At 43.1% G+C, this 25,808-nt stretch carries 22 protein-coding genes; 9 read left to right on the top strand and 13 right to left on the bottom strand.

The genetic code is table 11. The features are described from left to right. Nucleotides 1-44: 44 nt before the first annotated feature. From Q1A86_RS18335 to mioC, 5 genes are all read right to left on the bottom strand, one after another. Nucleotides 45-929, bottom strand: a complete 885-nt coding sequence (locus tag Q1A86_RS18335; RefSeq protein WP_299809897.1) for a ParB/RepB/Spo0J family partition protein — start codon at nucleotides 927-929, stop codon at nucleotides 45-47. Between the two features lie 9 nt (nucleotides 930-938). Beyond that, a complete protein-coding gene (locus Q1A86_RS18330; RefSeq protein WP_299809895.1) occupies nucleotides 939-1,727 on the bottom strand; it encodes a ParA family protein in 789 nt (262 codons plus the stop codon). A gap of 226 nt (nucleotides 1,728-1,953) precedes the next feature. Then, complete coding sequence (rsmG, locus tag Q1A86_RS18325; protein ID WP_299809892.1) at nucleotides 1,954-2,577, bottom strand: 16S rRNA (guanine(527)-N(7))-methyltransferase RsmG; 624 nt, start codon at nucleotides 2,575-2,577, stop codon at nucleotides 1,954-1,956. A gap of 118 nt (nucleotides 2,578-2,695) precedes the next feature. After that, nucleotides 2,696-4,585, bottom strand: coding sequence for a tRNA uridine-5-carboxymethylaminomethyl(34) synthesis enzyme MnmG (gene mnmG, locus Q1A86_RS18320; protein ID WP_299809889.1), 1,890 nt, complete (start codon nucleotides 4,583-4,585; stop codon nucleotides 2,696-2,698). 457 nt (nucleotides 4,586-5,042) lie between these two features. Next, a complete protein-coding gene (mioC, locus tag Q1A86_RS18315) occupies nucleotides 5,043-5,483 on the bottom strand; it encodes an FMN-binding protein MioC (protein ID WP_299809886.1) in 441 nt (146 codons plus the stop codon). 378 nt (nucleotides 5,484-5,861) lie between these two features. Between mioC and Q1A86_RS18310 the strand changes: the two genes are divergently transcribed. After that, nucleotides 5,862-6,830: a nucleoside hydrolase gene (locus tag Q1A86_RS18310; RefSeq protein ID WP_299809883.1), complete on the top strand. Its 969-nt coding sequence runs from the start codon at nucleotides 5,862-5,864 to the stop codon at nucleotides 6,828-6,830. 48 nt (nucleotides 6,831-6,878) lie between these two features. On the opposite strand, the gene Q1A86_RS18305 is transcribed toward Q1A86_RS18310, so the two are convergent. Further along, a complete protein-coding gene (locus tag Q1A86_RS18305; protein ID WP_299809880.1) occupies nucleotides 6,879-7,523 on the bottom strand; it encodes a LysE family translocator in 645 nt (214 codons plus the stop codon). A gap of 313 nt (nucleotides 7,524-7,836) precedes the next feature. On the opposite strand from Q1A86_RS18305, the gene Q1A86_RS18300 reads away from it, so the two are divergent. Then, nucleotides 7,837-8,358 carry a type II secretion system protein gene (locus Q1A86_RS18300; protein ID WP_299809878.1) on the top strand — a complete coding sequence of 174 codons (522 nt, stop codon included), beginning with the start codon at nucleotides 7,837-7,839 and terminating at the stop codon, nucleotides 8,356-8,358. A 65-nt stretch (nucleotides 8,359-8,423) separates the two neighbouring features. Beyond that, nucleotides 8,424-8,753, top strand: a complete 330-nt coding sequence (locus tag Q1A86_RS18295) for a hypothetical protein (RefSeq protein WP_299809875.1) — start codon at nucleotides 8,424-8,426, stop codon at nucleotides 8,751-8,753. Between the two features lie 1,571 nt (nucleotides 8,754-10,324). Here the strand turns inward: Q1A86_RS18295 and mnmE are convergent. From mnmE to rpmH, 5 genes are all read right to left on the bottom strand, one after another. After that, entirely contained in the window at nucleotides 10,325-11,686 is a 1,362-nt protein-coding gene (gene mnmE / locus Q1A86_RS18290; protein ID WP_299809872.1) for a tRNA uridine-5-carboxymethylaminomethyl(34) synthesis GTPase MnmE, read from the bottom strand. Between the two features lie 123 nt (nucleotides 11,687-11,809). Beyond that, on the bottom strand, nucleotides 11,810-13,447 hold the full coding sequence (gene yidC, locus Q1A86_RS18285) for a membrane protein insertase YidC (protein WP_299809869.1): 1,638 nt from the start codon (nucleotides 13,445-13,447) through the stop codon (nucleotides 11,810-11,812). A 3-nt stretch (nucleotides 13,448-13,450) separates the two neighbouring features. Next, nucleotides 13,451-13,705: a membrane protein insertion efficiency factor YidD gene (gene yidD / locus Q1A86_RS18280; protein WP_249000586.1), complete on the bottom strand. Its 255-nt coding sequence runs from the start codon at nucleotides 13,703-13,705 to the stop codon at nucleotides 13,451-13,453. Further along, nucleotides 13,672-14,028, bottom strand: coding sequence for a ribonuclease P protein component (gene rnpA / locus Q1A86_RS18275; protein WP_086020069.1), 357 nt, complete (start codon nucleotides 14,026-14,028; stop codon nucleotides 13,672-13,674). Before rnpA ends, yidD begins: the two co-directional genes overlap by 34 nt. Before the next feature lie 14 nt (nucleotides 14,029-14,042). Continuing rightward, a complete protein-coding gene (gene rpmH, locus Q1A86_RS18270; protein WP_011867659.1) occupies nucleotides 14,043-14,180 on the bottom strand; it encodes a 50S ribosomal protein L34 in 138 nt (45 codons plus the stop codon). A 444-nt stretch (nucleotides 14,181-14,624) separates the two neighbouring features. Here rpmH and dnaA point away from each other — a divergent pair, with 444 nt between their 5' ends. The 5 genes from dnaA to Q1A86_RS18245 all read left to right on the top strand — a co-directional run bounded on the left by dnaA (nucleotide 14,625) and on the right by Q1A86_RS18245 (nucleotide 21,910). Next, nucleotides 14,625-16,010, top strand: coding sequence for a chromosomal replication initiator protein DnaA (gene dnaA, locus Q1A86_RS18265; protein ID WP_299809856.1), 1,386 nt, complete (start codon nucleotides 14,625-14,627; stop codon nucleotides 16,008-16,010). A gap of 19 nt (nucleotides 16,011-16,029) precedes the next feature. Beyond that, the gene (gene dnaN / locus Q1A86_RS18260) at nucleotides 16,030-17,130 is read left to right on the top strand and encodes a DNA polymerase III subunit beta (protein WP_202723630.1); all 1,101 of its coding nucleotides are present in this window, start codon (nucleotides 16,030-16,032) and stop codon (nucleotides 17,128-17,130) included. A gap of 118 nt (nucleotides 17,131-17,248) precedes the next feature. Then, nucleotides 17,249-18,331: a DNA replication/repair protein RecF gene (gene recF / locus Q1A86_RS18255; protein ID WP_299809847.1), complete on the top strand. Its 1,083-nt coding sequence runs from the start codon at nucleotides 17,249-17,251 to the stop codon at nucleotides 18,329-18,331. Nucleotides 18,332-18,347: 16 nt separating this feature from the next. Beyond that, nucleotides 18,348-20,765: a DNA topoisomerase (ATP-hydrolyzing) subunit B gene (gene gyrB / locus Q1A86_RS18250; protein WP_299809845.1), complete on the top strand. Its 2,418-nt coding sequence runs from the start codon at nucleotides 18,348-18,350 to the stop codon at nucleotides 20,763-20,765. Nucleotides 20,766-20,938: 173 nt separating this feature from the next. Beyond that, complete coding sequence (locus Q1A86_RS18245; RefSeq protein ID WP_299809843.1) at nucleotides 20,939-21,910, top strand: HDOD domain-containing protein; 972 nt, start codon at nucleotides 20,939-20,941, stop codon at nucleotides 21,908-21,910. A gap of 74 nt (nucleotides 21,911-21,984) precedes the next feature. Here the strand turns inward: Q1A86_RS18245 and glyS are convergent, their stop codons facing one another. Together glyS and glyQ are read right to left on the bottom strand one after the other, a co-directional pair. Then, nucleotides 21,985-24,054 (bottom strand): glycine--tRNA ligase subunit beta, encoded by a 2,070-nt coding sequence (gene glyS / locus Q1A86_RS18240; protein ID WP_299809840.1) that lies wholly within the window; start codon nucleotides 24,052-24,054, stop codon nucleotides 21,985-21,987. Between the two features lie 12 nt (nucleotides 24,055-24,066). Continuing rightward, nucleotides 24,067-24,972: a glycine--tRNA ligase subunit alpha gene (gene glyQ / locus Q1A86_RS18235; RefSeq protein ID WP_220764157.1), complete on the bottom strand. Its 906-nt coding sequence runs from the start codon at nucleotides 24,970-24,972 to the stop codon at nucleotides 24,067-24,069. A 117-nt stretch (nucleotides 24,973-25,089) separates the two neighbouring features. Here glyQ and Q1A86_RS18230 point away from each other — a divergent pair, with 117 nt between their 5' ends. Further along, nucleotides 25,090-25,665 (top strand): DNA-3-methyladenine glycosylase I, encoded by a 576-nt coding sequence (locus tag Q1A86_RS18230; protein WP_299809834.1) that lies wholly within the window; start codon nucleotides 25,090-25,092, stop codon nucleotides 25,663-25,665. The last annotated feature ends 143 nt before the right edge of the window (nucleotides 25,666-25,808 follow it).

The raw sequence follows: 25,808 nt of genomic DNA, 5'->3' as shown, positions 1-25,808 counted from the left end.
ACGAATGTCACAAAGTTACATAATATAGTGTTAACTTTAATTTTTTAGTGGATTTTGCTGATAATTCCCTCTAATTCAGCCAGATTTTGATAATTAATTACCATTTTACCTTTCCCCTTCTTGTTATGGGTTAACGTAACCTTGGCACCTAATCTTTCAATTAATTGACTCTCTAGACGGACTACATCATGATCTTTAGCTGGTTTTTCGACGATTTCAGTTTGGTTTAAGGTTTTATTAACCAATCGTTCAGTTTCACGAACAGTTAATTCTTTAGCGACTACCAATCGAGCGAGATTTGTTTGCTCATCGCCACTGATTGCCAACAGCGCACGACCATGTCCCATATCGATATCACCATACTCAAGCATACGCTTCACAGGTTCGTTAAGACCGTTTAAGCGTAATAAATTAGATACGGTAGCGCGTGACTTACCCACGGCATCGGCAATCTGCTGGTGAGTTAACTCGAATTCTTCAATTAGGCGATTTAATGCAATAGCTTCTTCCATTGCATTTAGATCTTCACGCTGAATGTTTTCGATTAGCGCGATAGCCACAGCCGCTTCATCCGGTACTTGTTTTACGATACAAGGAATAGCACCGAGTCCGGCTAATTGTGATGCACGCCAGCGACGTTCACCAGCGATGATCTCATAGCTTTCAGGAGAAACTTTTCGAACCACAATAGGCTGGATAATACCTTGTGCACGAATAGACTCTGCAAGCTCTTCTAGGGCTTCTGAAGACATATCTTTACGTGGCTGATATTTACCCGGTTGTAATCTATCAATATCTAACGTGATTAAGTCATCGTTCTTAATGTCTTGTTCAACTTCAGCAGCAGGTGTGACGCGCTGGCTAGCCGCTTGGCTGGTACTTAGTAGTGCGTCTAGGCCTTTACCCAAGCCTCTTTTTTTCAGTGTCATCTCTTATCCTTAAACTTGCTCAGCCTGGGTTAATTGCTCTGCACGACGAATGATTTCGCCTGCTAATGCGAGATAGGCTTTGGCCCCTGCGCTCGATTTATCATAATACATAGCGGGTGCACCAAAACTTGGCGCCTCAGCTAAACGAACATTCCGTGGGATCACTGTACGATATACTTTTTCACCAAAGTGTTGTTTCAACTGATCAGAGACATCATTAGAGAGTCGATTACGCGGATCGTACATGGTACGCAAGATCCCTTCGATATGTAGACCTGGGTTAACCATGGCGCCAAGCTTACTAATGGTGTCCATCAATGCTGTTAGTCCTTCCAGTGCGTAATACTCACACTGCATAGGGACAAGTACGGAGTCGGCTGCAGACATAGCGTTCACAGTTAACATATTCAGTGATGGTGGACAGTCGATGAAAATAAAATCGTAATCATCTTTAATGGGGGCGAGGGCATTGCGTAAACGGATCTCTCGAGCAAAAAACTCCATAAGTTTAATTTCTGCTGCCGTTACGTCGCCATTTCCGGCGATAAGATCGTATTTGCCGTTAGTATCTCGACAAACAACTTCTTCGAATGGCTTTTCTTCAACCAGTAATTCATAAGCGGTGTTTTCAACTGTATATTTGTCGATACCACTACCCATGGTTGCATTGCCTTGTGGATCGAGATCGATCAACAGAACACGACGTTTTGTCGCCGCTAAAGAGGCCGCCAAATTCACACAAGTTGTTGTTTTTCCGACGCCACCTTTCTGGTTGGCCACGGCAATCACTTTACCCACAATATCACCCTGTCAGTCACTTTTATTCTATTCCCAAGCGATACTCGCAGCAGGAATTAGCGCACAAATCTAATCGTTATTAGTCACAAATTGCTTGAAGCGCTGAAAGATTGCAACTGTTCAGTACGCTTAATCAGCAGCAGCTCACTTCAACTCCGTATATATCTATCGACATCTAGACGAAATGAGCTAGTGAATGCAACAGAGTTGCACTCACATAAAATCTTTAGTCTTGCTTAATAACTCGCAGCAGATGACGCTGCTCATCAAGTTTAGGTACTTTAAGTTCGATGATATCTGTCACCACAAAGCCTACTGGCATCTGTGACATCTCTTCTTCACTCAATTGTCCCTTAAGGGCATAGAAACAGCCATCCGCCTTAGGTAGATGCTGACACCAATGCAGCATGTCTTGAATCGATGCAAATGCGCGACTCAACACACCATCGAACAAGTCTTCCGGTTGGTAAGCTTCTACACGGCTCTCAATCGAAGAAATATTCTTGATTCCGAGTTCAAACTGTACCTGCTTCTGAAAGCGAATACGCTTACCTAAGCTATCGAGCAGTACAAATTCTTTATCTGGATTTAGGATCGCTAGCGGGATCCCTGGCAATCCAGGTCCGGTACCCACATCGATAAAGCGCGATCCTTTCAAATGTGGCGAAACCACTAAACTGTCCATAATATGGCGAATTAACATCTGCTCAGGATCACGAACAGAGGTTAAGTTAAATGCCTTGTTCCACTTATTGAGCATGCCAACAAAGTCTACAAGCTGCTGTTTTTGCTGCTCGGTAGCAGTCAGGCCAACTTCGGCCAAATAATCATTTAATTGGGCAGATAACACAATTTGTGTCCTCAAATAAAGCGAATCAAAAATCAATCGGTATTATGAAGTGCTGAAAAGATGAAAGGAAGCATCAAAGCTTCCCTTTATCATGCAGAATTACCGAATATGTGGCGAACTAAGCGCTTTTACGTAATAAACCACGTTTTTTAAGATGAACCAGCAAAATTGAAATAGCAGCTGGAGTCATACCTGAAATACGTGAGGCTTGACCAATCGTTTCAGGTTTATGTTCGTTCATCTTGGCGATTACTTCGTTAGATAAACCCGGTACTTCTTGGTAATCAAGATCTAACGGTAGCAGGGTGGTTTCATGGCGAATAGCTTTATCAATTTCGCCTTGCTGACGCTGAATGTAACCAGAGTACTTCACTTGGATCTGAACTTGCTCTGCAGCACGCTGATCTTCAAGTGACGGACCAAAACCATCAATAGACATCAGTTTCGGATAGTCCATTTCTGGACGGCGCAACAAATCTTCAAATGTCGCTTCACGAGTGATAGGCGTATTTAAATGAGGATTCAACGCTTCTACCAAAGGTGAATTTGGGTGGACCCACTGACTGCGAAGACGCTGTAATTCAGTTTCAATTGACTCCATTTTTTCACTGAACATTGCCCAGCGCTTGTCATCAACCAAACCTAATTCACGGCCTTTCTCTGTTAATCGTAGATCGGCATTATCTTCACGTAGCAACAAGCGATATTCAGCACGGCTAGTAAACATGCGGTACGGTTCTTTAGTACCCAGAGTCGATAGATCATCAACCAACACACCTAGGTATGCTTGATCGCGACGTGGGCACCAAGCTTCTTTGCCTTGCACTTGTAGCGAAGCGTTCATACCCGCTAACAAACCTTGCGCGCCTGCTTCTTCGTAGCCTGTCGTGCCGTTGATCTGTCCAGCAAAGAATAAACCTGCAATGGTTTTCGTTTCTAGTGAATTCTTAAGATCGCGAGGATCGAAATAATCATACTCAATCGCATAGCCAGGACGCATGATCTCAGCATGCTCCATACCTTTGATTGAGCGAACTAAGTTCAACTGCACATCAAACGGTAGGCTGGTTGAAATACCATTTGGATAAATTTCAGTGGTATTTAACCCTTCAGGCTCGATAAAGATCTGATGCGATGTTTTATCTGCAAAGCGGTTAACTTTGTCTTCGATAGAAGGGCAGTAACGAGGACCAATACCTTCGATAACGCCAGAGTACATAGGGCTTCTGTCTAATCCGCCACGAATAATATCGTGAGTACGCTCATTGGTGTGCGTAATATGACAAGATACTTGTTCAGGATGATCGTTAACATCACCGATGAAAGACATAACTGGCAATGGATCATCGCCTTTTTGCTCTGTCATCAATGAAAAATCAATCGTATTGGCGTCGATGCGAGGTGGTGTACCTGTCTTTAAACGGCCAACACGAATGGGTAATTCTCTTAGTCGATGAGCTAAAGCGATTGCGGGTGGATCACCAGCTCGACCACCGCTGTAGTTTTCAAGTCCAATATGGATCTTGCCACCTAGGAAAGTACCAGCTGTCAATACAACAGCTGGCGCTTCAAAGGCTAAGCCCATTTGAGTTACCACACCAACGACTTTACCGTTTTCAACAACAAGATCGTCGACGGCTTGTTGAAAAATACGTAGGTTAGCTTGGTGTTGTAAGATCTCTTGGATCTTATGGCGATAAAGTGCTCTATCGGCTTGTGCACGAGTAGCTCGAACAGCAGGGCCTTTGCTTGAGTTCAATGTACGAAATTGAATACCTGCAAAATCGGTTGCTACAGCCATTGCTCCGCCAAGGGCATCAATTTCTTTGACTAAGTGTCCTTTACCTATGCCGCCGATAGCAGGGTTACAGGACATTTGTCCCAAAGTATCTATGTTATGGGTCAGCAAAAGTGTTTTAGAGCCCATTCTAGCTGAAGCTAAAGCCGCTTCAGTACCAGCATGACCACCACCAACAACAATTACATCAAACCGTTCATGAAATTGCATTCGACAGCCTTCGATTCGTAAAAGGATAAATTGTTTCTGAGCAGATCATTTTAGCATTTGCTTTGCTTAAGGTGAACGATCTATTTTGCTTGTTTTGATCAAGGGGGATCGCCTTAATAGATCTTAAGATCTTTATATAGATCTCTTATTATGTTTACTATTAGGATCGCACTTTTCGGTGGATAACTCTATTTCTTCTTTATATTCAAGGGGTAAGCCTGAAACGATCTTGTGATCTGATCGCGATCTAACTGACTTAAGCTTGGGGATAGATCGCCTACTTATCCACAAGGTGGATCATTGAGCAGATCGGGTGTGAATTAATACAGGCGTTGATCAGATCAAAATAATAGCTTATCCACATATTTATTAAATTATTAACTTGTATGTGGATAAGTGAGATCTAATCTGTGAGTTATTGAAAAGTTAAACCGTTTTTATGATCGAAAATAAGATCTTAAAGTTGATCTTGCCAGTCGCTAAGCCAAGCTAGAGCGGGTTCTTCTGGGATTGGATCATATTGAACATCGATCTGGATCTTATCCACATAGACTTGTGCACCGCACTGAGTAAGCAGATCAACTAGTTTTTCAGGGCCCTGACAAAAAGTGTCATAGCTTGAGTCGCCAATGGCACACAATGCGAATTTGACCTGACTTAAATCGGGTGTTTTAGCTTGGATCTCATCAAAAAATGGCACAATATTATCGGGAAGATCGCCAGCTCCATGAGTCGAAGAAACGATTAACCAGAGAGCTTTTTGGTCCAGATCGGCTAGATTTGCGCTAAGATGCACAATCGTTTCATGACCTAAATCGCCTAATTGATCGGATATTTCATCCGCTACATACTCAGCACTGCCAAGTGTAGTGCCTACTAAAATGTCTACTTTTGCCATGATCTGTCCTAATAATTACTATCGAATTGGGGTTGTTGGTCTGAAGATAGCGCATTATTTACAGCCAAGAACCTGTATGCATCATAAGTGAAAACCTATTTATGATCTCTAAATTAGCAGCTATTTGGCTGTGAATTTAGCGTTAATATCTATTAGCGGACAGCGACCTGTAGTGGTACGACACATGAATTGTTCTAGTCAATTAACCTAAAAATAGACCGATATGTTTAAACAAGACTGATTTTTCACTGAAATTAGGCTTCGTTTTGGGACAGTTTATTTGGCTTAAAATCTATATCACGTTAATCAATGGCTTATAAAGGTATCTTACTGTCCACCTACACTAGATAGACTGTAATAATTTAGGATTCAAATAAAATGATAAATAAAATAATTCTCGATTCTGATCCGGGGATCGACGATGCGATGGCTATTCTGTTTGCTGAGGCGCACCCTGCTATTGAGCTTAAAGCTATTACAACCGTTTACGGCAACGCTACTATCGAGAACGGCACTAATAATGCGCTGTTTTTAAAGCAGAAGTATGGATTTAGCGCTGATGTAGCTAAGGGCGCTGACAAACCTATTGTACGCGATCCTGTTGGACCTACGGTTGTGGTACATGGAGAAACTGGCTTCGGTGATGTTCATGCGCCTAAGGACCTGGCTCTGTCTGCGGATCCTCGACCTGCTTATCAGTATATTATCGACTCGGTTAAGTCTGAGCCTGGTGAGATTACATTAGTTGCAGTCGGTCCTTTAACTAACTTGGCTTTAGCATTAGAAGCTGCACCAGAGATCGCTGGCTTAGTGAAAGAAGTGGTCGTAATGGGGGGCGCGTTTGGCATGAACAATCATCGTGGTAACGTGACTCCTTATGCAGAGGCTAATATCCATGATGATCCGCACGCTGCAGACATCGTCTTCACTGCGCCATGGCCTGTAGTTGTTATTGGCTTAGACGTGACAGAAGAAAGCTTCTTTAGTAAGAATTACCTTGATCAGCTGAGAGATGACGCCGCTGAAGTTGGGCAGTTTATCTGGAACATTAGTCGTTATTACCTTAAGTTTTACTCTGAAAAGGTAGGCTTAGAAGGCTGTCATGTGCATGATCCATCTGCAATAGCTTATGTTATTGATCCTTCTCTGTTTACCCTGCGCGAAGGTCCTATTCGTGTGGTAACAGATGGTCCGGCAGAAGGATTAACAATTCAGAAGTTTGATGAGCGTAAGTACCAACATGATGACTGGGGATCGAAACCGGCTCAAAAGGTAGGGGTCGGAGTAAGAGATGAAGCGCTATTAAAGCTTTATCGTGAAACGATTATTGAATACGGTAATCGTTAAACTTTGCTAAATAAAGCGGGGAATATCCCCGCTTTTTATCATAAATATTTAGCTAATGTTTTGAACTTGAGAAGCGAGTAACCAAATAGCCAGAACGAAGAAGATCACACCCATAAACTTGTTTTGATAAGTTCTGAATTTCTCATTTTTAAGCAGTGGTTTACCAACTGAACCAACTAAGGCCACCAGCAATAGGTTAAAGACCAATCCCATCACGTTAAGTACTAAGCCTAGCGCTAGCATCTGCTCACCTGAGCTCGCAGTTAATTGGGTAGAAACAAACTGAGGTAAAAACAGCACAAAAAATATCAATGCCTTAGGGTTTAGTAGATTGCTAACTACTGCTCGGCGATATAATAGTTTGGCTAGGTTGTTCTGCTGTTCGATTTCTGGTGCTTCTGCTGCCGAGCTGCGCATACAGTCCCAGCCCATCTTTAATAGGTAGGCACCCCCTAATACTCTCAATACTTCAAGTGCCATCGGGTTCATGGCGATAATCGCTGATACTCCCATCGCTGCTAATAGCGTCAAAATCAGTCCTGAAGTTGCATTACCGAAGCTGGCATATACGCCAACTTTACGGCCATAGCTTAAGCTTGAGCTAGCTATCAGTAGCATGTCTGGCCCTGGGATCAGTAGTAGGGCGACGACTGTGGTTAGATATAGTGGAAGTAAAGCTAGATCGATCATCATAAATTACGCTGTGTAGGTATTCGGTATTAAAACAAGGCGCGGATTTTACAGCGATCGAATCGGAATGAAAGTGATACAGCTTGTAAAAGCGCTCACTTGATTGGCAGGCTTTGTTTACGCTGCATATTACATAAGTTGTTATTGTTAGCGCGTATGGACTGCTCTACGCCGTGCTACTTAACTTTGCAGGGCTGAATACTCGCGAGTAATTATGTAAGCTTTAGTCTTATAAAAGTAAGTAGTATTTATTTAAAACTACGTGTTAATTCAATATAATAGTGTTCTTGTTCTGTTAAATAAAACGATTAATTTAATGCAGAAAAATGGTTTTACTCTAATTGAGTTAGTTGTGGTTATTATTATTCTAGCCATACTCAGTGTTATCGCTGTTCCTCGTTTTATTGAACTTCAATCTGATGCCAGAATCTCTTCTTTGCAAGGTCTTAAGGGCGAGATGCACGCTATAATGAATGTGCTCTATTCTAAATCAGTGTTACAGGGGTTACAGAATAAACCTGCAGAAGATAAGGATGACGCTACCGATGATGAGAATGTCATTATTATCGATGGCCAAAAAATACATTTAGCCTATGGTTACCCAGCGGCTGACTCGAAGAAAGCCTGGAGTCTATTAATTATGGCTACCTTTACCGACTCCGTTTTTAATGCTGATGAGCCCGGTGATTGGTATTTTCATAATAACGGAGGTGATAATTTCATTCGGTTTATGACTCAGACTAAAAAGTATAGTGGTGATCTTTGCTACCTAAAATACACAGAGGCAACGAGTCCAACTACACCTCCTGTGTTTGAGATTGTCGATTCGGGTTGTTAGTTTTAATCTGTCGTTGACCAAGCAATCTATACTTAAGTTATCGAATTTATCATTGCTACCTGATTATGAATCAATATATGCAGGAGTTTGGGCCTGCTTTTGAACTAGGTTTTTGTGTTGATGACTTTCCCTTTCTCGTCGATAAAAGTTGGCATCAAGACTCATGTCCAAGTTTTATGTTTAAGACTCACGAAGGTTATGCTGTTTTGTGGGTCGATTATCTAAGTAAAGATGAAAGAAAGAATAGTTCGGCTGCGCGATATGCTGTCGTGACCGCGAGTAATCTAGGTTCAGAGAGTGAGCCTGAAATTTATCACGATGAGCATAGTTTCACCCTCTTTACTGCTGAAGATTCAGCTGATCTTTATGCCTACCTTTTAGAATTAGAATTGTAGTGGTTGTTCACTAATGGGATGATTTAATTAGGTTATCCTGTTTATTGAGGTGTGTCAGCCAATTCTCTTACGTGTAAAAAGTCTGCTAACGGGTTATTACTGGTATAAATCTAACTTTTAGCAATTTACTTATCTCACTGTAAATATGTACAGACCTTCTAGTATCTCCTATCGATTCGATGTCGCGGTATTTTATCAGGCATAAAATATTCCCCCTTAATTCTTGAGTCTAACATTGGCTCGGGTAATTGGGCTCGTCTACCATTGTGGTGTGCAGAGCCTGATTAGAGTTGTAAACGCCAGCGGGCATTGATGTCGATACTAGTCACGCTGTTACTAAAAGCCATAATGGTGATTATTCGTTAATTGTAGGTCATTCCATTCGTTTTGAGTCGATAGCAAGCACTGGCTTGCTTGTCTTGGATATATCTATGATGAAGCGTGGACAAAATCGACTGGTACGATTTTAGTCAGCGAAAGGTCTATGGTTTTTATGCTTATGATTATTATGATTTTTATATAAGAATCGGGCTTACGAAAGGTAAGAGGTTTCACGTGGAACTAATCTATCTGGTAGATAATAGTCACCAGCTACTTGAGGTAAATAGTTTAGAGCAAAAGGTCAAAACAGTTGTTTCGACCTTACAGGCCTAAACATTACGCTGGTATTTGTGAATTTCTACCTAGCAAACGAGAGGTATAAACATGTCTACCTGCTTACTTGCTCTGTCTACAGCTGAATTACAGCTGAATTACAGCTAGTTGTTCTTATCGCTGGATTTAAAAGTTAGAAGGGACTTACTAAGGCCGATCATCAGAGAATTATTTTTACCACAAATGTGGCGGAAACATTACTGATTGTACTGGGAGGTATTGGTTAGTTTGATGTTCTGCCTAGCAGCCGTATCTACCAATAGCGCTTAAGTCAAAAGCCAACTACGGAATATGATAGCGAATCGCTATGAGAATGGAAGCCTCTGTATTGTGATGCCGTTACATTGATATAAATTAACAGTAGATTTGGTGATTACTGATAAGCAAGCACTACGAGAGGTTCAAAAGGTGAAAAGTTAGGTCTAAAGAGTTGAGATTTCCCATGTTGGCTGCAGGGGAATATAGAGGGGCTCGTTGAGTTGTCGAGAGGAAGGAAAATCAATAGGAAACAGGTTTGGTTTTGCTTGATTTAGACGACATATTTTTAGTTTAAAATCGGCTTTGAATTAAAACGAGATCATTTATAAGTTTTTCTGAGTATAACTTATCAATAAAGATCGAATGATTTAAAAAAAAATAATTTTAGATCACAAATTGATATCGGTTTTACCTGTTAATAATCAATAGCTTATAGTTTGAGGTTTGTGTGTTTCTGATCTATCCACAGAAGCGTGTAGCTTGTTGATATCTCTGTTGATACTTGTAACGGATTTGGTGATCTCGATCATTATTTTTCTCATTTTGATCATTACGGATCGTATCCGCAATATGTTAGTTATTTTGATAAATAAAAAGCCACAGTAGTTAAGGCTGCTGTGGCTTTTTATTCGATGAGATTGTTCTTAATTTAAGCTGTTTTACTTGCCTATACAGAAGGAGCTAAAGATCTTGCCGAGAAGATCATCTGAAGTAAACTTACCTGTGATCTCAGACAGTGCCATTTGGCACATGCGTAACTCTTCGGCCAGTAGTTCACCCGCTTGATACACTTCTAACTGCTCTTTACCTAGCATTAAGTGGCTACTAGCTAAGTCGAGCGCCTCTAAGTGGCGACGACGGGCAATAAACCCACCTTCAAGGTTACTCTGGTAACCCATCAATGATTTTAGGTGCTGCTTTAGATCTTCAACGCCTAAGCCGGTTTTGGCCGAGATGCGATAAATGCTATGTCCCACCTCTTGCGTTATAGCGAGATCTTCGCCGGTAAGATCGGCTTTGTTACGTACTACGGTAACACCTAAGTTATTTGGTAGGCGATCGATAAAGTCAGGCCAGATTTCATGAGGATCAACGGCTGCAGTTGTGGTGCCATCGACCATAAACAGTACACGATCAGCGGTTTTAATCTCATCCCAAGCCCGCTCGATACCAATTTTCTCGACTGTATCGGCAGTATCGCGTAAGCCTGCTGTATCGATAATATGCAGTGGCATACCGTCTAAATGGATATGTTCACGTAATACATCGCGAGTAGTTCCGGCTATTTCGGTCACAATCGCTGATTCTTTGCCAGCTAAGGCGTTAAGTAGGCTCGACTTACCCGCATTTGGGCGGCCAGCAATCACCACTTTCATGCCTTCGCGGATAATTGAGCCCTGTTTGGCACTGGCTTGAACGCCATCGAGTTGGCCAATAATACCATTCAAGGAGGCGGCAATTTTACCGTCTGACAAGAAATCGACTTCTTCATCAGGGAAATCAATTGCTGCTTCGACGTATAAGCGAAGATTTGTGACCTTTTCTACCAGATCATGTACCTGAGTAGAGAATTCACCCTGAAGTGAGTTTAGAGCGCTTTTGGCGGCCTGTTCACTGGTGGCATCAATTAGGTCAGCAATCGCTTCTGCCTGAGTCAAATCTAGCTTGTCATTCATGAAAGCCTGCTCACTGAATTCACCTGGCTTCGCTATACGAAGTCCATCGACTTCCATCACACGCTTGATCAGCATATCGAGAACGATTTGACCGCCGTGGCCTTGCAGTTCTAGTACGTCTTCACCAGTAAAGGAGTTTGGGCCTTTAAAGAATAACGCGATACCTTGGTCGATGACCTCACCAACATCATCTTTAAAGTCACAGTAATCGGCGTAACGGGTTTTAGGGATGTGTCCTAAAACGGCCATAGCAACATTACTCGCTAAGTCGCCAGATACGCGAATAATACCTACGCCACCACGTCCTGGAGCGGTCGCTTGTGCCACGATAGTATCTGTAGTCATTACTGTGTTTCCTAATTTGATTGCAGGTGTTTCGAGTGAAGTTAAAAATATTGTCTCTACATAGAAAGCAAAAAAGCGGTCAATACTCAGTATTGACCGCTTTTTGTTAGTCAGAGCTAAAGGTTATTTTAACCCTTTTTTCTCTAGACCAGCATAGATAATTTTCTGCTGGGTAATCGCAACTAAGTTACCTACCAACCAGTATAGAACCAGACCAGCTGGGAACCATAGGAAGAATACGGTAAAGATTACTGGCATCCACTGCATCATCTTAACTTGCATTGGGTCCATAGTCGGTGCCATTGGCTGCATCTTCTGCATAATGAACATCGAGATACCCATTAGGATTGGTAGTACGTAGTAAGGATCTTGTACTGATAAGTCAGTGATCCAAAGCATGAATGGCGCATGACGCAATTCAACACTTTCTAGTAGTACCCAGTATAGTGCGATGAAGATAGGCATCTGTAGCAAGATTGGAAGACAGCCACCCATAGGGTTAACTTTTTCTTTCTTGTACAGTTCCATCATAGCTTGACCCATCTTCTGACGGTCATCACCAAAACGTTCTTTCAGTTCAGCAAGCTTAGGCTGTAGATTACGCATTTTCGCCATAGAGGTGTATTGCGCTTTCGTTAGCGGGTATAGCATACCGCGAACTGTTAGTGTGATTAGGATAATCGCAAGACCCCAGTTACCAACGATTGATTGGAAGAACATCAATAGTTTGTAGATAGGTACTGCTAGCCACCATAGGAAGCCATAGTCAACTACTAGGTTTAATGAATCAGATAGCGCTGAAAGGGCTTTCTGATCTTTAGGACCAACATAGAATTCAGCTTTAATGTTCTGTACTGAACCTGGTGCGATATCGTAAAGTGCACCGCGGAAACCGATATTAGCAAGGCCGCCAGCACTGATGCTTGAGAAGATAATGTTTTTATCATCTGCAGGTGGTATCCATGCTGATACGAAGTAATGCTGTAGCATCGCAACCCAGCCGCCAAGTGTAGACTTGTCTAGGTTCTTATCTGCCATATCATCGAAGCTGTACTTCTCGTAGCGAGTATCCGCTGTAGAGAATGCACCACCACGGTAAGTAGGCATCATCATGCTGCTTTCGCTCTTCTTAATGCTGTGCTTGATCTGTCCGTACATTTGAACTTGAAGCTGAGCATCTGAAGTGTTGTTGATTTTGTAATCAACAGCGATGTTGTATTTTCCACGAGTGAAAACGAAGACTTTGGTATAAGTCACGCCTTTATCACTAACATAAGTTAGTGGCACGTTAAGCGTGTCCTGGCCATCAGCCAATTTGTACTCACGTGAAGCGCTGTCAAAGTGAGCTCGACCTTTTACACTGCTGTCGATACCGTCACGACCAATTAGGCCACTTTGCGCGATGTAATAGATATCGTTTGTTTGTTCTAACAGTACGAATGGATCGTCACCGTTTTCCTCAAGTTTATGAGCAAGTAGAGCAGAGTAAACAATATCACCGCCAACTGGATCAATTTTGATTTCTAGCTGGTCAGTAAATACGGTGATTAGTTCTTTAGATGCTGGAGTCGCTTCAGGCACTGCTGAATCAGCGTCAGGTACGTCTGAACTATGGGCGTCAGCTACAGTAGAAGCTGGGATAGAAGATTGTGTTTGAGCTGCTGCCACCGGTTGAGGCGCTTTATCTGCTTGCCACTGTTGCCACAGTAGAAAGCTGACAAACAGCAAACCGATCAGCAATATATTGCGTTGAGATTCCATAACCTATTTATCGCACCTATGTTTTTTGTTAGGGACGGGGTCTTCACCGCCCGGATGTAAAGGGTGACATCTTAATATGCGTTTTGCTGCGAACCAACACCCTTTCACTACTCCATGCAAACGAATTGCTTCGATTGCGTAATGTGAACACGTTGGATTGAAGCGACAACGAGGCCCCAGCATGGGGCTTATGAGTAGTTGGTAACCACGAATAATCGTAGTTGCTAGCCATTGTAACGGCGAGAGAGTTTTCGCCATAGCTTTTCTACTAAGTTTTTAAGTTCTGCGTTTTCCATATCAAGCACGCCATTTCTTACAAGCACAACGATATCCACAGCGGGTAGATCATGCTGGTGTAAACGGAAATTATCTCTAATTATGCGTTTAATACGGTTACGTTGGTTTGCTTTTTTGACATAACGCTTGGCAACAGTTAGTCCTAAACGAGGATGTTGTTCAGAATTAGGAATTGCAAGTAAGGTTATTTCAGCGGAGGACGCTTTGATAGGTTTGGTAAATACAGATTTAAATTGCGCGGGAGTTAACAAACGTAACTCCCGCGTAAAGGTATAGCTAGTCACTTGCATTTCTACGATTACGCAGAAAGACGAGCGCGACCTTTAGCACGGCGACGTGCGATGACCTTACGGCCACCTACTGTAGCCATACGAGCGCGGAAGCCGTGAGAACGCTTGCGCTTCAGGTTGCTAGGTTGAAAAGTACGTTTACTCATTATGGCAATCCGTCTTTGTTAGGTTAATAATCCTTAAACTCCAAAAAAGAGCTAAGGGCAAAAAAGAGGCCGAATTGTAATCACTTTAGTTATGCGCGTCAACTATCAATCAGCGCAAGTGATTAAATATTGCCATCTCTGAATATACTTCGAAGATTCAACTCTACCATAATGTGTGGATAACTCTGTGAGTTACCACTACATCTTGTGGTTTGGTCGATCAAAAAACAGATCGAAGGGTTTGTATTATAGATCGATCTGGATCGCTTTATAAAGCTGGATTTGTCGCTTCATCAATATTTTTTGATCGCAAGGGATCTTTTTGGATCGAGATCTTAATGATTAGTTGATCTATCTGGGGATAAATATATTTAAAGGATAGCGATCAGCGTGATCTCACTATAGAATAGGCCTCTTTTGTATGATCTTTTGGGGATAACTACAGTGGCGGTTTCACTTTGGCAACAATGTATCGCAAGGCTGCAAGATGAGCTATCAGCTCAGCAATTCAGTATGTGGATAAGACCGTTACAAGCAGAAATGGAAGGCGACACACTCGTCATCTATGCGCCTAATCGTTTTGTGTTGGATTGGGTTAGGGACAAATACCTAAATATCATCAACCAATTTTTTACTGAACAAATGGGTAGCGATGCGCCAAGTTTGCGTTTCGATATAGGTAGCCGCCCTTCGGCTAAACCTGTTGTTCAGGCCACAGCGGCAATAAGAACTAGCAGACCTGCGAGTAGAGAAGTCACTAAGCCTTCTTTTAATACTCCGCATGCAGAGCCTATGGCGAATGCTAATCACCGCAGTAATATTAATCCGACTTACCAGTTTGATAACTTCGTAGAAGGTAAATCAAACCAATTAGGTAAAGCGGCTGCTTTGCAGGTGGCTGAAAATCCTGGTGGTGCGTATAACCCATTGTTCCTTTATGGTGGCACGGGTTTAGGTAAGACTCACCTATTGCACGCTGTTGGTAATGGCATTATTAAGAATAAGCCAGATGCAAAAGTGGTTTACATGCATTCTGAGCGTTTCGTGCAAGACATGGTTAAGGCGTTACAAAATAACGCTATCGAAGAATTTAAGCGTTACTACCGTAGCGTTGATGCATTGTTTATCGATGACATCCAATTCTTCGCGAATAAAGATAGATCTCAAGAAGAGTTTTTCCATACCTTTAATGCCTTATTAGAAGGTAATCATCAGATCATTCTGACATCGGATAAATACCCGAAAGAGATCGATGGTGTTGAAGATCGCCTTAAATCTCGTTTTGGTTGGGGTCTGACGGTTGCTATTGAGCCGCCAGAATTAGAAACCCGTGTGGCGATCTTGATGCGCAAGGCACAAGAGAGCGGCATTAACTTACCCGATGAAGTCGCATTCTTTATTGCGAAGCGTTTACGTTCGAACGTACGTGAGCTTGAAGGTGCACTGAACCGTGTAATTGCTAACGCTAACTTTACCGGCCGTCCGATTACTATCGACTTTGTGCGTGAAGCGCTACGAGACTTACTTGCTCTACAAGAGAAGTTGGTCACTATCGATAATATTCAGAAAACGGTAGCGGAATACTACAAGATAAAGATGGCTGACATGTTATCTAAGCGTCGTTCACGTAGTGTGGCGCGCCCAAGACAGATGGCAATGGCGTTATCGAAAGAGTTAACTAACCAGAGCTTGCCTGAGATTGGGGATGCCTTTGGTGGTCGTGATCACACAACTGTTTTACATGCATGCCGTAAAATTGCACAGTTACGTGAAGAAAGTCATGACATTAAAGAAGATTATGCTAACTTGATAAGAACTTTATCTTCTTAAGAGCAGGGATATTGAATCAATGAAATTCTCAATTGATAGGGACGCCTTACTCAAACCGCTGCAATTAGTCAGCGGTGCGGTAGAAAGGCGGCATAACTTGCCTATACTGGCAAACCTTTTAGTTGAAGTGAGTAATCACTCACTTAAGTTGACTGGAACCGATTTAGAGGTCGAATTAGTCGGCGAAGTTCAGCTAGAAGGTGAGATCCTTGAGGGCCGTACAACGGTTCCAGCGAAGAAGTTTTTAGATATTGTTAAGTCACTGCCGGATCAGGTAGAGCTTAAAATAGAACAGCAAGAAAACCGTCTGTTGTTACGTTCGGGTCGTAGTCGCTTTACTTTGGCGACTTTGCCAGCTGAAGAGTATCCAAATGTTGATGCTTTTGAAGCTGAGATAGAGTTTACCCTGAAGCAAGGTACCATGAAGTCGCTGATAGATGCGACACAGTTCTCAATGGCTAACCAAGACGTACGTTATTACCTTAATGGCCTGTTATTGGAAACCGAAGGCAATGTACTGCGCGCGATTGCGACTGACGGCCACCGTTTGGCATTGAGCCATCGTATGATCGAGGCATCACTGCCTGAAAAGCAAGTGATTGTTCCGCGTAAAGGCGTATTGGAATTGATGCGCTCATTCGAGGCTGATGATCTCGACGTGACGATTGCAATTGGTGATAATGCCATTCGAGCGACGACGGCGACTGCGGTATTTACCAGTAAATTGGTAGATGGTCGTTTCCCTGATTATCGTCGAGTGCTGCCAAAAGGTGGCGACAAGATAGTTATTGCTAGCCGTCAGCAGTTAAAGCAAGCGTTACTGCGTGCTTCTATTCTGTCGAACGAGAAGTTCCGTGGCGTACGTGTGCAGCTGGAAAACAATTTAATTAAGATCACCGCTAATAATCCTGAACAGGAAGAAGCGGAAGAGATCTTAGATGTAGAATATGAAAATGCGCCATTAGAGATAGGTTTTAACGTCAGTTATTTACTCGACGTACTCAACAACCTACCTTCAGATGATGTACGCATTACCTTGATAGACGGTAACTCAAGTGCGCTTATTGACAACCACATAGAACAAGACTCTATGTATGTTGTTATGCCAATGCGTTTGTAGTCTCCGACTCTTTTCTATCTTGACTTAAGGTTAACTAGATAAAGGCGTTAAATACACTTTATCTAGTTAACCTAAGTGACTCAGTAAAACACTCCCCCCGTTGTAATAAAGGTCATCAATGAGTCTTAGTCGTCTCCATATCGAATCTTTTCGTAATATATCTTCTGCACAACTGCAGCCGGGTGAGGGGCTGAACTTAATCTATGGTCAAAACGGTAGTGGCAAAACCAGTATCTTAGAGGCAATTTACTTCCTCGGCATGGGGCGCTCCTTTCGAAGCCATCTTTCCCAACGTGTTATTAAGAATGACGATGACGCATTGACTCTGTTTGCCAATATGGAAAGCGCTGACGAGCAGAGTAAGATAGGTTTGCGTCGTTTTAGAAGCGGTGATATTGAAGTTAAAATCAATGGTGATAAAGTAAAGCGTTTATCGACGTTAGCCGAAACATTACCGATCCAGGTGATCACTCCAGAGAGTTTTTCGCTGTTGTTTGAAGGGCCAAAGTCTAGGCGTCAGTTCATCGACTGGGGGGCATTTCATTCTGACCCACGTTTTTATGCTGCATGGGTGAATGTACGTCGAATTTTAAAGCAGCGAAATCAGTTACTCAGAGATGGTTCGCCCTATAGTTCGATTCAATTTTGGGATAAAGAATTTATTCGTTATGCTGAACTGGTAACCGACATAAGAAAGCAATATGTAGACTCGTTAAATGAGCTACTTAAGGGTATAATCGGAGAGTTTTTACCTCTGGTAGATGTTAAGGTTTCTTTTACTCGAGGATGGGATGCAAAAACCGAGTATGCTCAGCTACTCGAGACGCAATATCCTAGAGATTTAGCCACGGGCTATACCGTCAGTGGACCGCATAAAGCTGATTTACGTTTGCGGGTAGGGACACTACCTGCGCAAGATGCTTTATCTCGTGGTCAGCTGAAATTGTTAGTCTGTGCATTACGCATTGCACAGGGAAAGTTGCTCAAACAACAAATAGATAAAAAAAGTATTTATCTGGTGGACGATCTTCCATCGGAATTGGATGCACAGCATAGAAAACTATTGTTACAGCAATTAGCGGATACAGGGGCACAAGTTTTTGTCACGGCTATTGAGCCTGCAGCAATAGTGGATTCGTTAATCACGCCGCCAACTAAGATGTTCCATGTGGAACAGGGTCGTGTAACGGTAATTGAATAACCGACGAGAGAATAATATGTCAGAGAATAGTTATGATTCTTCGAGTATTAAGGTTCTAAAGGGCCTTGATGCGGTACGTAAAAGACCAGGCATGTACATCGGTGATACCGATGATGGTACAGGTCTACATCACATGGTATTCGAAGTAGTCGATAACTCTATCGATGAAGCGTTAGCGGGCCATTGTAACGACGTCATTATTACCATTCATGCCGATGGTTCAGTATCGGTTCGAGATGACGGCCGTGGTATTCCGGTATCTATCCACGAAGAGGAAGGTATCTCTGCTGCTGAAGTTATTATGACTGTACTTCACGCCGGCGGTAAATTCGATGATAACTCTTATAAAGTATCGGGTGGTTTGCACGGTGTAGGTGTATCGGTTGTAAACGCACTATCTTCTAAGCTGCAGATGACTATTCGTCGTGACGGCAAGGTATATGAGCAGTTTTACACTCACGGTGTACCAGATGCGCCAATTACCGCAATTGGTGAAGCGACTAAGACGGGTACTGAAATCCGTTTTTGGCCAAGTGCAGAGACCTTCTCTGATGTCCTGTTCCACTTCGATATTCTAGCCAAGCGTGTTCGTGAATTATCATTCCTAAACTCTGGTGTGGGTATCCGTCTGGTTGACGAGCGTGATAACCGTGATGAGTTCTTCAAGTATGAAGGCGGTATCAGTGCATTTGTTGACTACTTGAACGTTAACAAAACACCGGTAAACAAAGAAGTATTCCACTTTATTCAAGAGCGTGAAGACGGTATTACCGTTGAAGTTGCTATGCAATGGAATGATGGCTTCCAGGAAAACATTTTCTGTTTTACCAACAACATTCCACAGCGCGATGGTGGTACTCACTTAGCGGGCTTCCGTGGTGCACTAACACGTAACTTGAACAACTATATGGAACGTGAAGGCTTTAATAAGAAAGGTAAGACTGCTGCAACGGGTGATGATGCTCGCGAAGGTCTAACTGCAGTTATCTCTGTTAAGGTTCCTGATCCTAAGTTCAGTTCTCAGACTAAAGATAAGTTAGTTTCCAGTGAAGTGAAGTCTGCTGTTGAGCAGACCATGGGTGAACAATTAGGTGATTACCTAATGGAGCATCCAAACGAAGCTAAGTTAATTGTTGGTAAGATTATCGACGCTGCTCGTGCTCGTGAAGCGGCTCGTAAAGCGCGCGAAATGACTCGTCGTAAGGGCGCATTAGATTTAGGTGGTTTGCCTGGTAAACTTGCAGACTGCCAAGAGAAGGACCCTGGTCTTTCTGAAATTTACATAGTGGAGGGTGACTCAGCTGGTGGCAGCGCCAAGCAGGGTCGTAACCGTAAGAACCAAGCTATTCTTCCACTAAAGGGTAAGATCCTAAACGTAGAAAAAGCACGTTTCGATAAGATGTTATCTTCGCAAGAAGTGGCAACGCTGATCACTGCACTAGGTTGTGGTATTGGCCGTGACGAATATAACCCTGATAAGACCCGTTATCACAACATCGTTATCATGACCGATGCCGACGTCGACGGCTCGCATATTCGTACCTTGCTGTTGACCTTCTTCTTCCGTCAAATGCCTGAGCTTATCGAGCGTGGCTATGTGTATATTGCACAGCCTCCGCTATACAAGGTTAAGAAAGGTAAGCAAGAACAGTATCTGAAAGATGATCCAGCATTAACTGAGTACCTAACGACTCAGGCGCTAGATAATGCCAATATCTATCCTTCGCAAGGCGCACCAGGTATGTCTGGTCAGCCGCTAGAGCGTTTGGTTAATCAGTATCGTGAAGTGGAAGCTATCATTGCTCGTTTAGAGCAACGTTACCCAACTAACATTACTGATTTAATGCTATATCACCCAGCAATCACTAATGAGATGCTGAGCGACGAAGCACAGGTTAAAGCTTGGGCTGATGTATTTGTAGCTGACTTAATTGATAAAGAAACAGGCGGCATTTTATACAGTGCTGAGCCAGTTCTTGATCCAGAACGTCAAGTTTATCTACCTAAGATTACTATTCGTAAGCACGGTATCGATACTCACTACATGTTCTCATATGACTTTTTCCAGTCTACTGATTACCAGCGTATCGTTAAGATGGGCTCTGAAATCAACGGTCTAGTTGAAGATGGTGGCTATGTACAACGTGGTGAGCGCACTAAAGACGTTGTAAGTTTTGTTGAAGCATTAGATTGGTTAATGAACGAATCTAAGCGTGGCCTATACATACAGCGTTATAAAGGATTGGGCGAGATGAACCCTGAGCAGTTGTGGGAAACTACAATGGATCCAGAGTCACGCCGTATGCTGCAAGTTACCATTGAAGATGCTATTGCAGCTGACCAACTATTTACCTGCTTAATGGGTGATCAGGTTGAGCCACGTCGTGACTTTATCGAAGCCAATGCTCTGAATGTGGCTAACCTCGACGTTTAAGTTTGTTTTTATAGCTAAACTTAATGATTGAGTAAAATCGGTGCTATATGCACCGATTTTTTTGTTATTAAATCGTCTCCGGTCATAATAAATTGATTAGTAAAGCCTTAAAAAAACTGTTTAATATCAGAGAGCAAGTTGTCATAGAAAAGCCGAAGAGCTTCAGTGGTTCAATGGAGCAGTTTCATCCTAGGCAAACACCCATCGCATCGAACACTAATCGTGTTATGCAGCAACAAAGTTGCCCACCAGAAGTGGCAATTGATCTTTCTGCTTTGTTTTATAGCCTATTATTTCCAAGTACTCAGCTGAGTGGTACGGCAAACGAGTTGGAGAAGAATGTATTTAGGCGGGTTGAAGCGGCATTGTCATCCCCAAAAGCAATTGCTGAAAGGGTTTTAAAATTACCGACTCAAGTAGCGGCATTAGATCAACAACTCGCGGATGAGAATAGCGATACCAAAGCGCTATTATCTTTAATCGAGAGGGATCCGGTATTGAGTGTTGAGGTGCTAAAGCTGTGTAACTCTCCACTGTTTAAGCGCAGTGACAAAGAGATCACCAGCTTACAATTGGCGCTAGTGCAGTTAGGGCGAGAGCAGATGAGGCGTTTTGTTACCACCGCCATGATGCGTAAAGTCATCGATATCCAACCTATCTACTTTCGCCGTTTCGGTAGCCAAGTGTGGCGCCATTCTATGCAGGTTGCCTATCTATCCAGTGAGCTCTCTCAAGATGATCCTGATACTGCTTTTCTGCTTGGACTGCTACACGATGTGGGTAAGATAGCGATTTTCAAACTATTGTTAGAAGCCTTTAAACAAGCCGAACCAGGTGAGCAGCCATGTTCAAGCCTGTTTAGACAGGTGATGACGGCAAAATCATTGAGTTTAAGCGCGTTACTGGCTCGCTATTGGGAGTTACCTTCATTATTTGAAGCAGAACTGAGTCGTTTAGCTATCGTTGATTCTAAGCCTGCTGGTGGCCTTGCTGAAGTTGTTTGGCGAGCGAACCTTATCAGTGAATGCTCTATGCTATTTGAAGCAGGTAAGTTAAAGCCTGAGCAGTTAGATAAGTTGCTATTTGATGCTGCTATAGACAGTGAAACCTTTGAGCAAATGCATCACAAACTTGTGCAGTTTTAAGTAAGTTTGAATGATCGAGTTTCACAAACAAAAAAACGCGCCGAAAGGCGCGTTTTTTTATATCTGCTAGTTACTTACTGAAGTAACGAGATATCTGCAGCATGTAAGAACTGCTCACGTAGGCTAGAAAGTAGCGCTAGGCGGTTATTCTTAAGGGCTTCATCATCAGCCATTACCATTACATCTTCGAAGAAGGTATCAACACTTTCACGAAGGTTAGCAAGTAATGCTAATGCTTCTTGGTAGTTTGCGGCAGCAAATAGCGGTGCTAATTGTGGTTGCAGTTCAGCAAGTTTAGCGGCAAGTGCTTTTTCAGCGGTTTCAACAAGTAGCTTATCGTCGATAGCTGCGGGTAGCGCGCCTTCGACTTTAGCTAAAATGTTAGAGACACGCTTATTAGCAGCAGCTAGAGCAGACGCTTGCTCAAGCGTTCTAAAGTGAGCAACGGCTTTAATGCGGCTCTCAAAGTCAGCTGGAGCTGTAGGGCGACGAGCCAATACGGCTAAAATCACGTCTACACTCACACCTTGATCTTGGTACCAAGCACGGAAGCGAGCCATAAAGAACTCAAGCACTTGATCAGCAACATCAGCGTTAGTGAGGCTCTCACCGTGTAGTTCTTGTGCCTTAGCAATTAGGTCAACAAGATCTAGCGGTAAATTGTTCTCTAAACAGATACGTAGCACACCAATTGCAGCACGACGAAGTGCGAATGGGTCTGCAGCGCCTTTAGGTGCTTGGCCAATACCAAAGATACCTACTAGTGTGTCTAGCTTTTCAGCCAATGCCACACAGATAGAGATAGGCGCTGTTGGTACGGTATCGCCAGAAAACTTAGGCTTATACTGCTCAGACAGTGCAACGGCTACCGCTTCAGTTTCACCGTTTAGGCGTGCGTAATGCATACCCATAGTGCCTTGAAGGTCTGTAAACTCCATTACCATGTTAGTCATCAAATCTGACTTAGATAATAGACCCGCACGAGCTGCTTCTTCGCTGTTAGCATCAATGCTAGTAGCAATGTAACCTGCCATAGCTGAGATACGCTCAACGCGTTGCTTAATTGTGCCAAGTTGCTTTTGGAAAATAACTGTTTCTAGGCTAGCAAGGCGAGCTTCTAGTGTGTCTTTCTTATCGGTTTCAAAGAAGAATTCAGCATCGGCAAGACGCGGGCGAACCACTTTCTCGTTACCTGCAATAATCTGCTGTGGATCTTTAGATTCGATATTTGTCACGAAGATAAAGTTAGGTAGCAGTTGGCCGGCCTTATCAAATACAGGGAAGTACTTTTGGTCACCTTTCATGGTGTAAACCAAGGCTTCTGCTGGTACGTCTAAGAACTTTTCTTCGAAGCTTGCTGTAAGCACAACAGGCCACTCAACGAGTGAAGTCACTTCTTCTAATAAGTCGTCTTCAAGATCTGCAACGCCACCAATTTTAGCCGCAGCTGCTTCAGAGTCAGTCTTGATGATCGCTTTACGTGCTTCGTAATCCGCTAGAACCATACCTTTTTCTTTTAGTGCAACAAGGTAGTTGTCTGCATGATCTAGCTCAAAGCTAGATTCACCCATAAAGCGGTGGCCACGAATAACGCGATCAGACTTAATACCTAGTAATTCGCCATCAACCACTTCGCTACCCAGTAGCATAGTTACAGTGTGAACAGGGCGGATAAATTGCGTGGTATTGCTACCCCAACGCATTGGCTTTGGAATAGGAAGCTTGTCTAATGAGCGTTGTGCCATATCGGCGATAAGGCTCTTAGTTTCAACACCAACAACACGCGCTTGGTGTAGTAACCATTCGCCTTTATCAGTCTTTAGACGCTCAGCTTGTTCAACTGTAATCCCGTTACCACGAGCCCAGCCCATAGCGGCTTTAGTTGGGTTGCCATCGGCATCAAAAGCTTGAGCAACCGCTGGACCGCGCTTTTCAACCACTTTATCAGCTTGTGCTAGCGCAAGTTGGTTGATGCAAATCGCTAAGCGACGTGGCGCTGCGTGCCATACTGCAGACTCAAAGCTCAGTTCTGCTTTAGTTAGCTCTTCAGTAAAATTAGCTAAGAAAGACTCAGCTAGTTTACGTAGTGACTTTGGTGGTAGCTCTTCAGTGCCTACTTCAATGAGTAAGTTTTCAAAATTCATCTGTTATTCCTTCTACTTACACATTGGGAAGCCAAGTGCTTCACGGGCCTGATAGTAAGATTCAGCTACGCCTTTAGCCATGGTACGAACGCGTAAGATATAACGCTGGCGCTCAGTAACAGAAATAGCGTGGCGAGCATCAAGCAGGTTAAATGCATGAGAGGCTTTCATTACTTGCTCATAGGCAGGTAGTGGAAGTGGCTTTTCTAGTGTCAGTAAACGCTCGCAAGCTTGTTCGCAGTCTTCAAACATCTTGAAAAGTACTTCAACATTGGCATGTTCGAAGTTGTAAGTTGATTGCTCAACTTCATTCTGATGGAAGATATCGCCGTACATGACTTTACCCATAGGGCCGTCAGTCCATACAAGATCGTAAACACTGTCTACTTCTTGAATGTACATAGCAAGACGCTCAAGACCATAAGTGATCTCACCGGTAACAGGCTTACACTCTAATCCACCTACTTGCTGGAAGTAAGTAAACTGAGAGACTTCCATACCGTTAAGCCAAATTTCCCAACCTAGACCCCAAGCACCTAGTGTTGGTGATTCCCAGTTGTCTTCAACAAAGCGAACGTCATGCACATTCATGTCAACACCAACGGCTTCTAGTGAGCCTAGGTAGAGTTCTTGAATGTTGCTTGGTGATGGCTTAAGTACTACTTGGAACTGGTAGTAGTGCTGCAAGCGGTTAGGGTTTTCACCGTAACGGCCGTCAGTTGGGCGACGACATGGTTGAACATAGGCACTGCTCATTGGCTCTGGGCCTAATGAACGTAAGAATGTCATAGGGTGGAATGTACCAGCGCCTACTTCCATGTCCAATGGTTGAACGATTGCGCAACCTTGCTGCGCCCAGTATTCCTGCAGGGTCATAATGAAGCCCTGGAATGTTTTCACGTCGTGTTTCGTCGTCATATCCGCTTGTCTACTGCCTGGAAGCCTTAATAGAAAATGGTGTCGATTATACCTTGTAGAATTACGCTTATGTAGGTTATTTTTTATCTGGTTGGTTAAAAAATTAGGAATTGGACTATGGAAGTAACGCGTTGCGGTTGGGTTGGTAGTGATCCCATCTATCTGGAATACCATGACAAGGTGTGGGGAAGGCCTGTTTTTGATAGCCAAGAGCTATTTGCCAAGCTTTGTCTCGATGGTCAACAGGCCGGATTATCTTGGATTACTATCCTCAAGAAACAACAAAATTACGAGGCTGCATTTGCTAATTTTGATCCTAAAGTTATCGCAACTTTTGATGATGCTAAAGTTGAAGAACTAATGCTTAACCCAGGTATTGTTCGTAATAGGCTTAAGGTTAATTCCATCATAAAAAATGCCAAAGGCTACATGACGTATGTTGAGCAGGGTTATGATTTTTCAGAGTTTTTGTGGAGTTTTGTTGGCGGATGCCCTAAGACTAATCACTTTAACTCCATGGCCGAACTACCGACACAGACCCCAGAGTCAGAAGCTATGTCTAAGGCTTTAAAGAAGATGGGTTTTAACTTTGTCGGCCCCACTATTTGCTATGCCTTTATGCAGGCTGTAGGCATGGTTAATGACCACACCACAGATTGTTTTTGTTATGGTGAAGAAGGTACTAGATCTTAGGTAAAGCAAAGAATAGGGCGCTTCGCTATGAGGAAATGCTGAGATAGGTCCTAGGGACTAGGAAAGGCAAAGACGAACGGCCTGCGGCCTAGGGAACGTGACTACGTCACCTAGGCTCACTGATGACAGAATGTTCGCAAGCT

Origin of the sequence: uncultured Shewanella sp., assembly GCF_947497935.1 — a bacterium.
In the GTDB taxonomy this organism is placed as follows: domain Bacteria; phylum Pseudomonadota; class Gammaproteobacteria; order Enterobacterales; family Shewanellaceae; genus Shewanella.
This window is presented reverse-complemented; position numbering and strand designations above follow the sequence as displayed.

What these genes read in the sequence shown, in the direction of transcription:
- mioC (WP_299809886.1), bottom strand. Translation starts at nt 5,483, where the DNA reads ATGGCAAAAGTAGACATTTTAGTAGGCACTACACTTGGCAGTGCTGAG.
- yidC (WP_299809869.1), bottom strand. Translation starts at nt 13,447, where the DNA reads ATGGAATCTCAACGCAATATATTGCTGATCGGTTTGCTGTTTGTCAGC.
- Q1A86_RS18305 (WP_299809880.1), bottom strand. Translation starts at nt 7,523, where the DNA reads ATGATGATCGATCTAGCTTTACTTCCACTATATCTAACCACAGTCGTC.
- recF (WP_299809847.1), top strand. Translation starts at nt 17,249, where the DNA reads ATGAGTCTTAGTCGTCTCCATATCGAATCTTTTCGTAATATATCTTCT.
- mnmG (WP_299809889.1), bottom strand. Translation starts at nt 4,585, where the DNA reads ATGCAATTTCATGAACGGTTTGATGTAATTGTTGTTGGTGGTGGTCAT.
- gyrB (WP_299809845.1), top strand. Translation starts at nt 18,348, where the DNA reads ATGTCAGAGAATAGTTATGATTCTTCGAGTATTAAGGTTCTAAAGGGC.
- Q1A86_RS18295 (WP_299809875.1), top strand. Translation starts at nt 8,424, where the DNA reads ATGAATCAATATATGCAGGAGTTTGGGCCTGCTTTTGAACTAGGTTTT.
- glyS (WP_299809840.1), bottom strand. Translation starts at nt 24,054, where the DNA reads ATGAATTTTGAAAACTTACTCATTGAAGTAGGCACTGAAGAGCTACCA.
- Q1A86_RS18230 (WP_299809834.1), top strand. Translation starts at nt 25,090, where the DNA reads ATGGAAGTAACGCGTTGCGGTTGGGTTGGTAGTGATCCCATCTATCTG.
- yidD (WP_249000586.1), bottom strand. Translation starts at nt 13,705, where the DNA reads ATGGCGAAAACTCTCTCGCCGTTACAATGGCTAGCAACTACGATTATT.
- Q1A86_RS18335 (WP_299809897.1), bottom strand. Translation starts at nt 929, where the DNA reads ATGACACTGAAAAAAAGAGGCTTGGGTAAAGGCCTAGACGCACTACTA.
- dnaN (WP_202723630.1), top strand. Translation starts at nt 16,030, where the DNA reads ATGAAATTCTCAATTGATAGGGACGCCTTACTCAAACCGCTGCAATTA.
- glyQ (WP_220764157.1), bottom strand. Translation starts at nt 24,972, where the DNA reads ATGACGACGAAACACGACGTGAAAACATTCCAGGGCTTCATTATGACC.
- Q1A86_RS18245 (WP_299809843.1), top strand. Translation starts at nt 20,939, where the DNA reads ATGGAGCAGTTTCATCCTAGGCAAACACCCATCGCATCGAACACTAAT.
- Q1A86_RS18300 (WP_299809878.1), top strand. Translation starts at nt 7,837, where the DNA reads ATGCAGAAAAATGGTTTTACTCTAATTGAGTTAGTTGTGGTTATTATT.
- rpmH (WP_011867659.1), bottom strand. Translation starts at nt 14,180, where the DNA reads ATGAGTAAACGTACTTTTCAACCTAGCAACCTGAAGCGCAAGCGTTCT.
- mnmE (WP_299809872.1), bottom strand. Translation starts at nt 11,686, where the DNA reads ATGACTACAGATACTATCGTGGCACAAGCGACCGCTCCAGGACGTGGT.
- Q1A86_RS18310 (WP_299809883.1), top strand. Translation starts at nt 5,862, where the DNA reads ATGATAAATAAAATAATTCTCGATTCTGATCCGGGGATCGACGATGCG.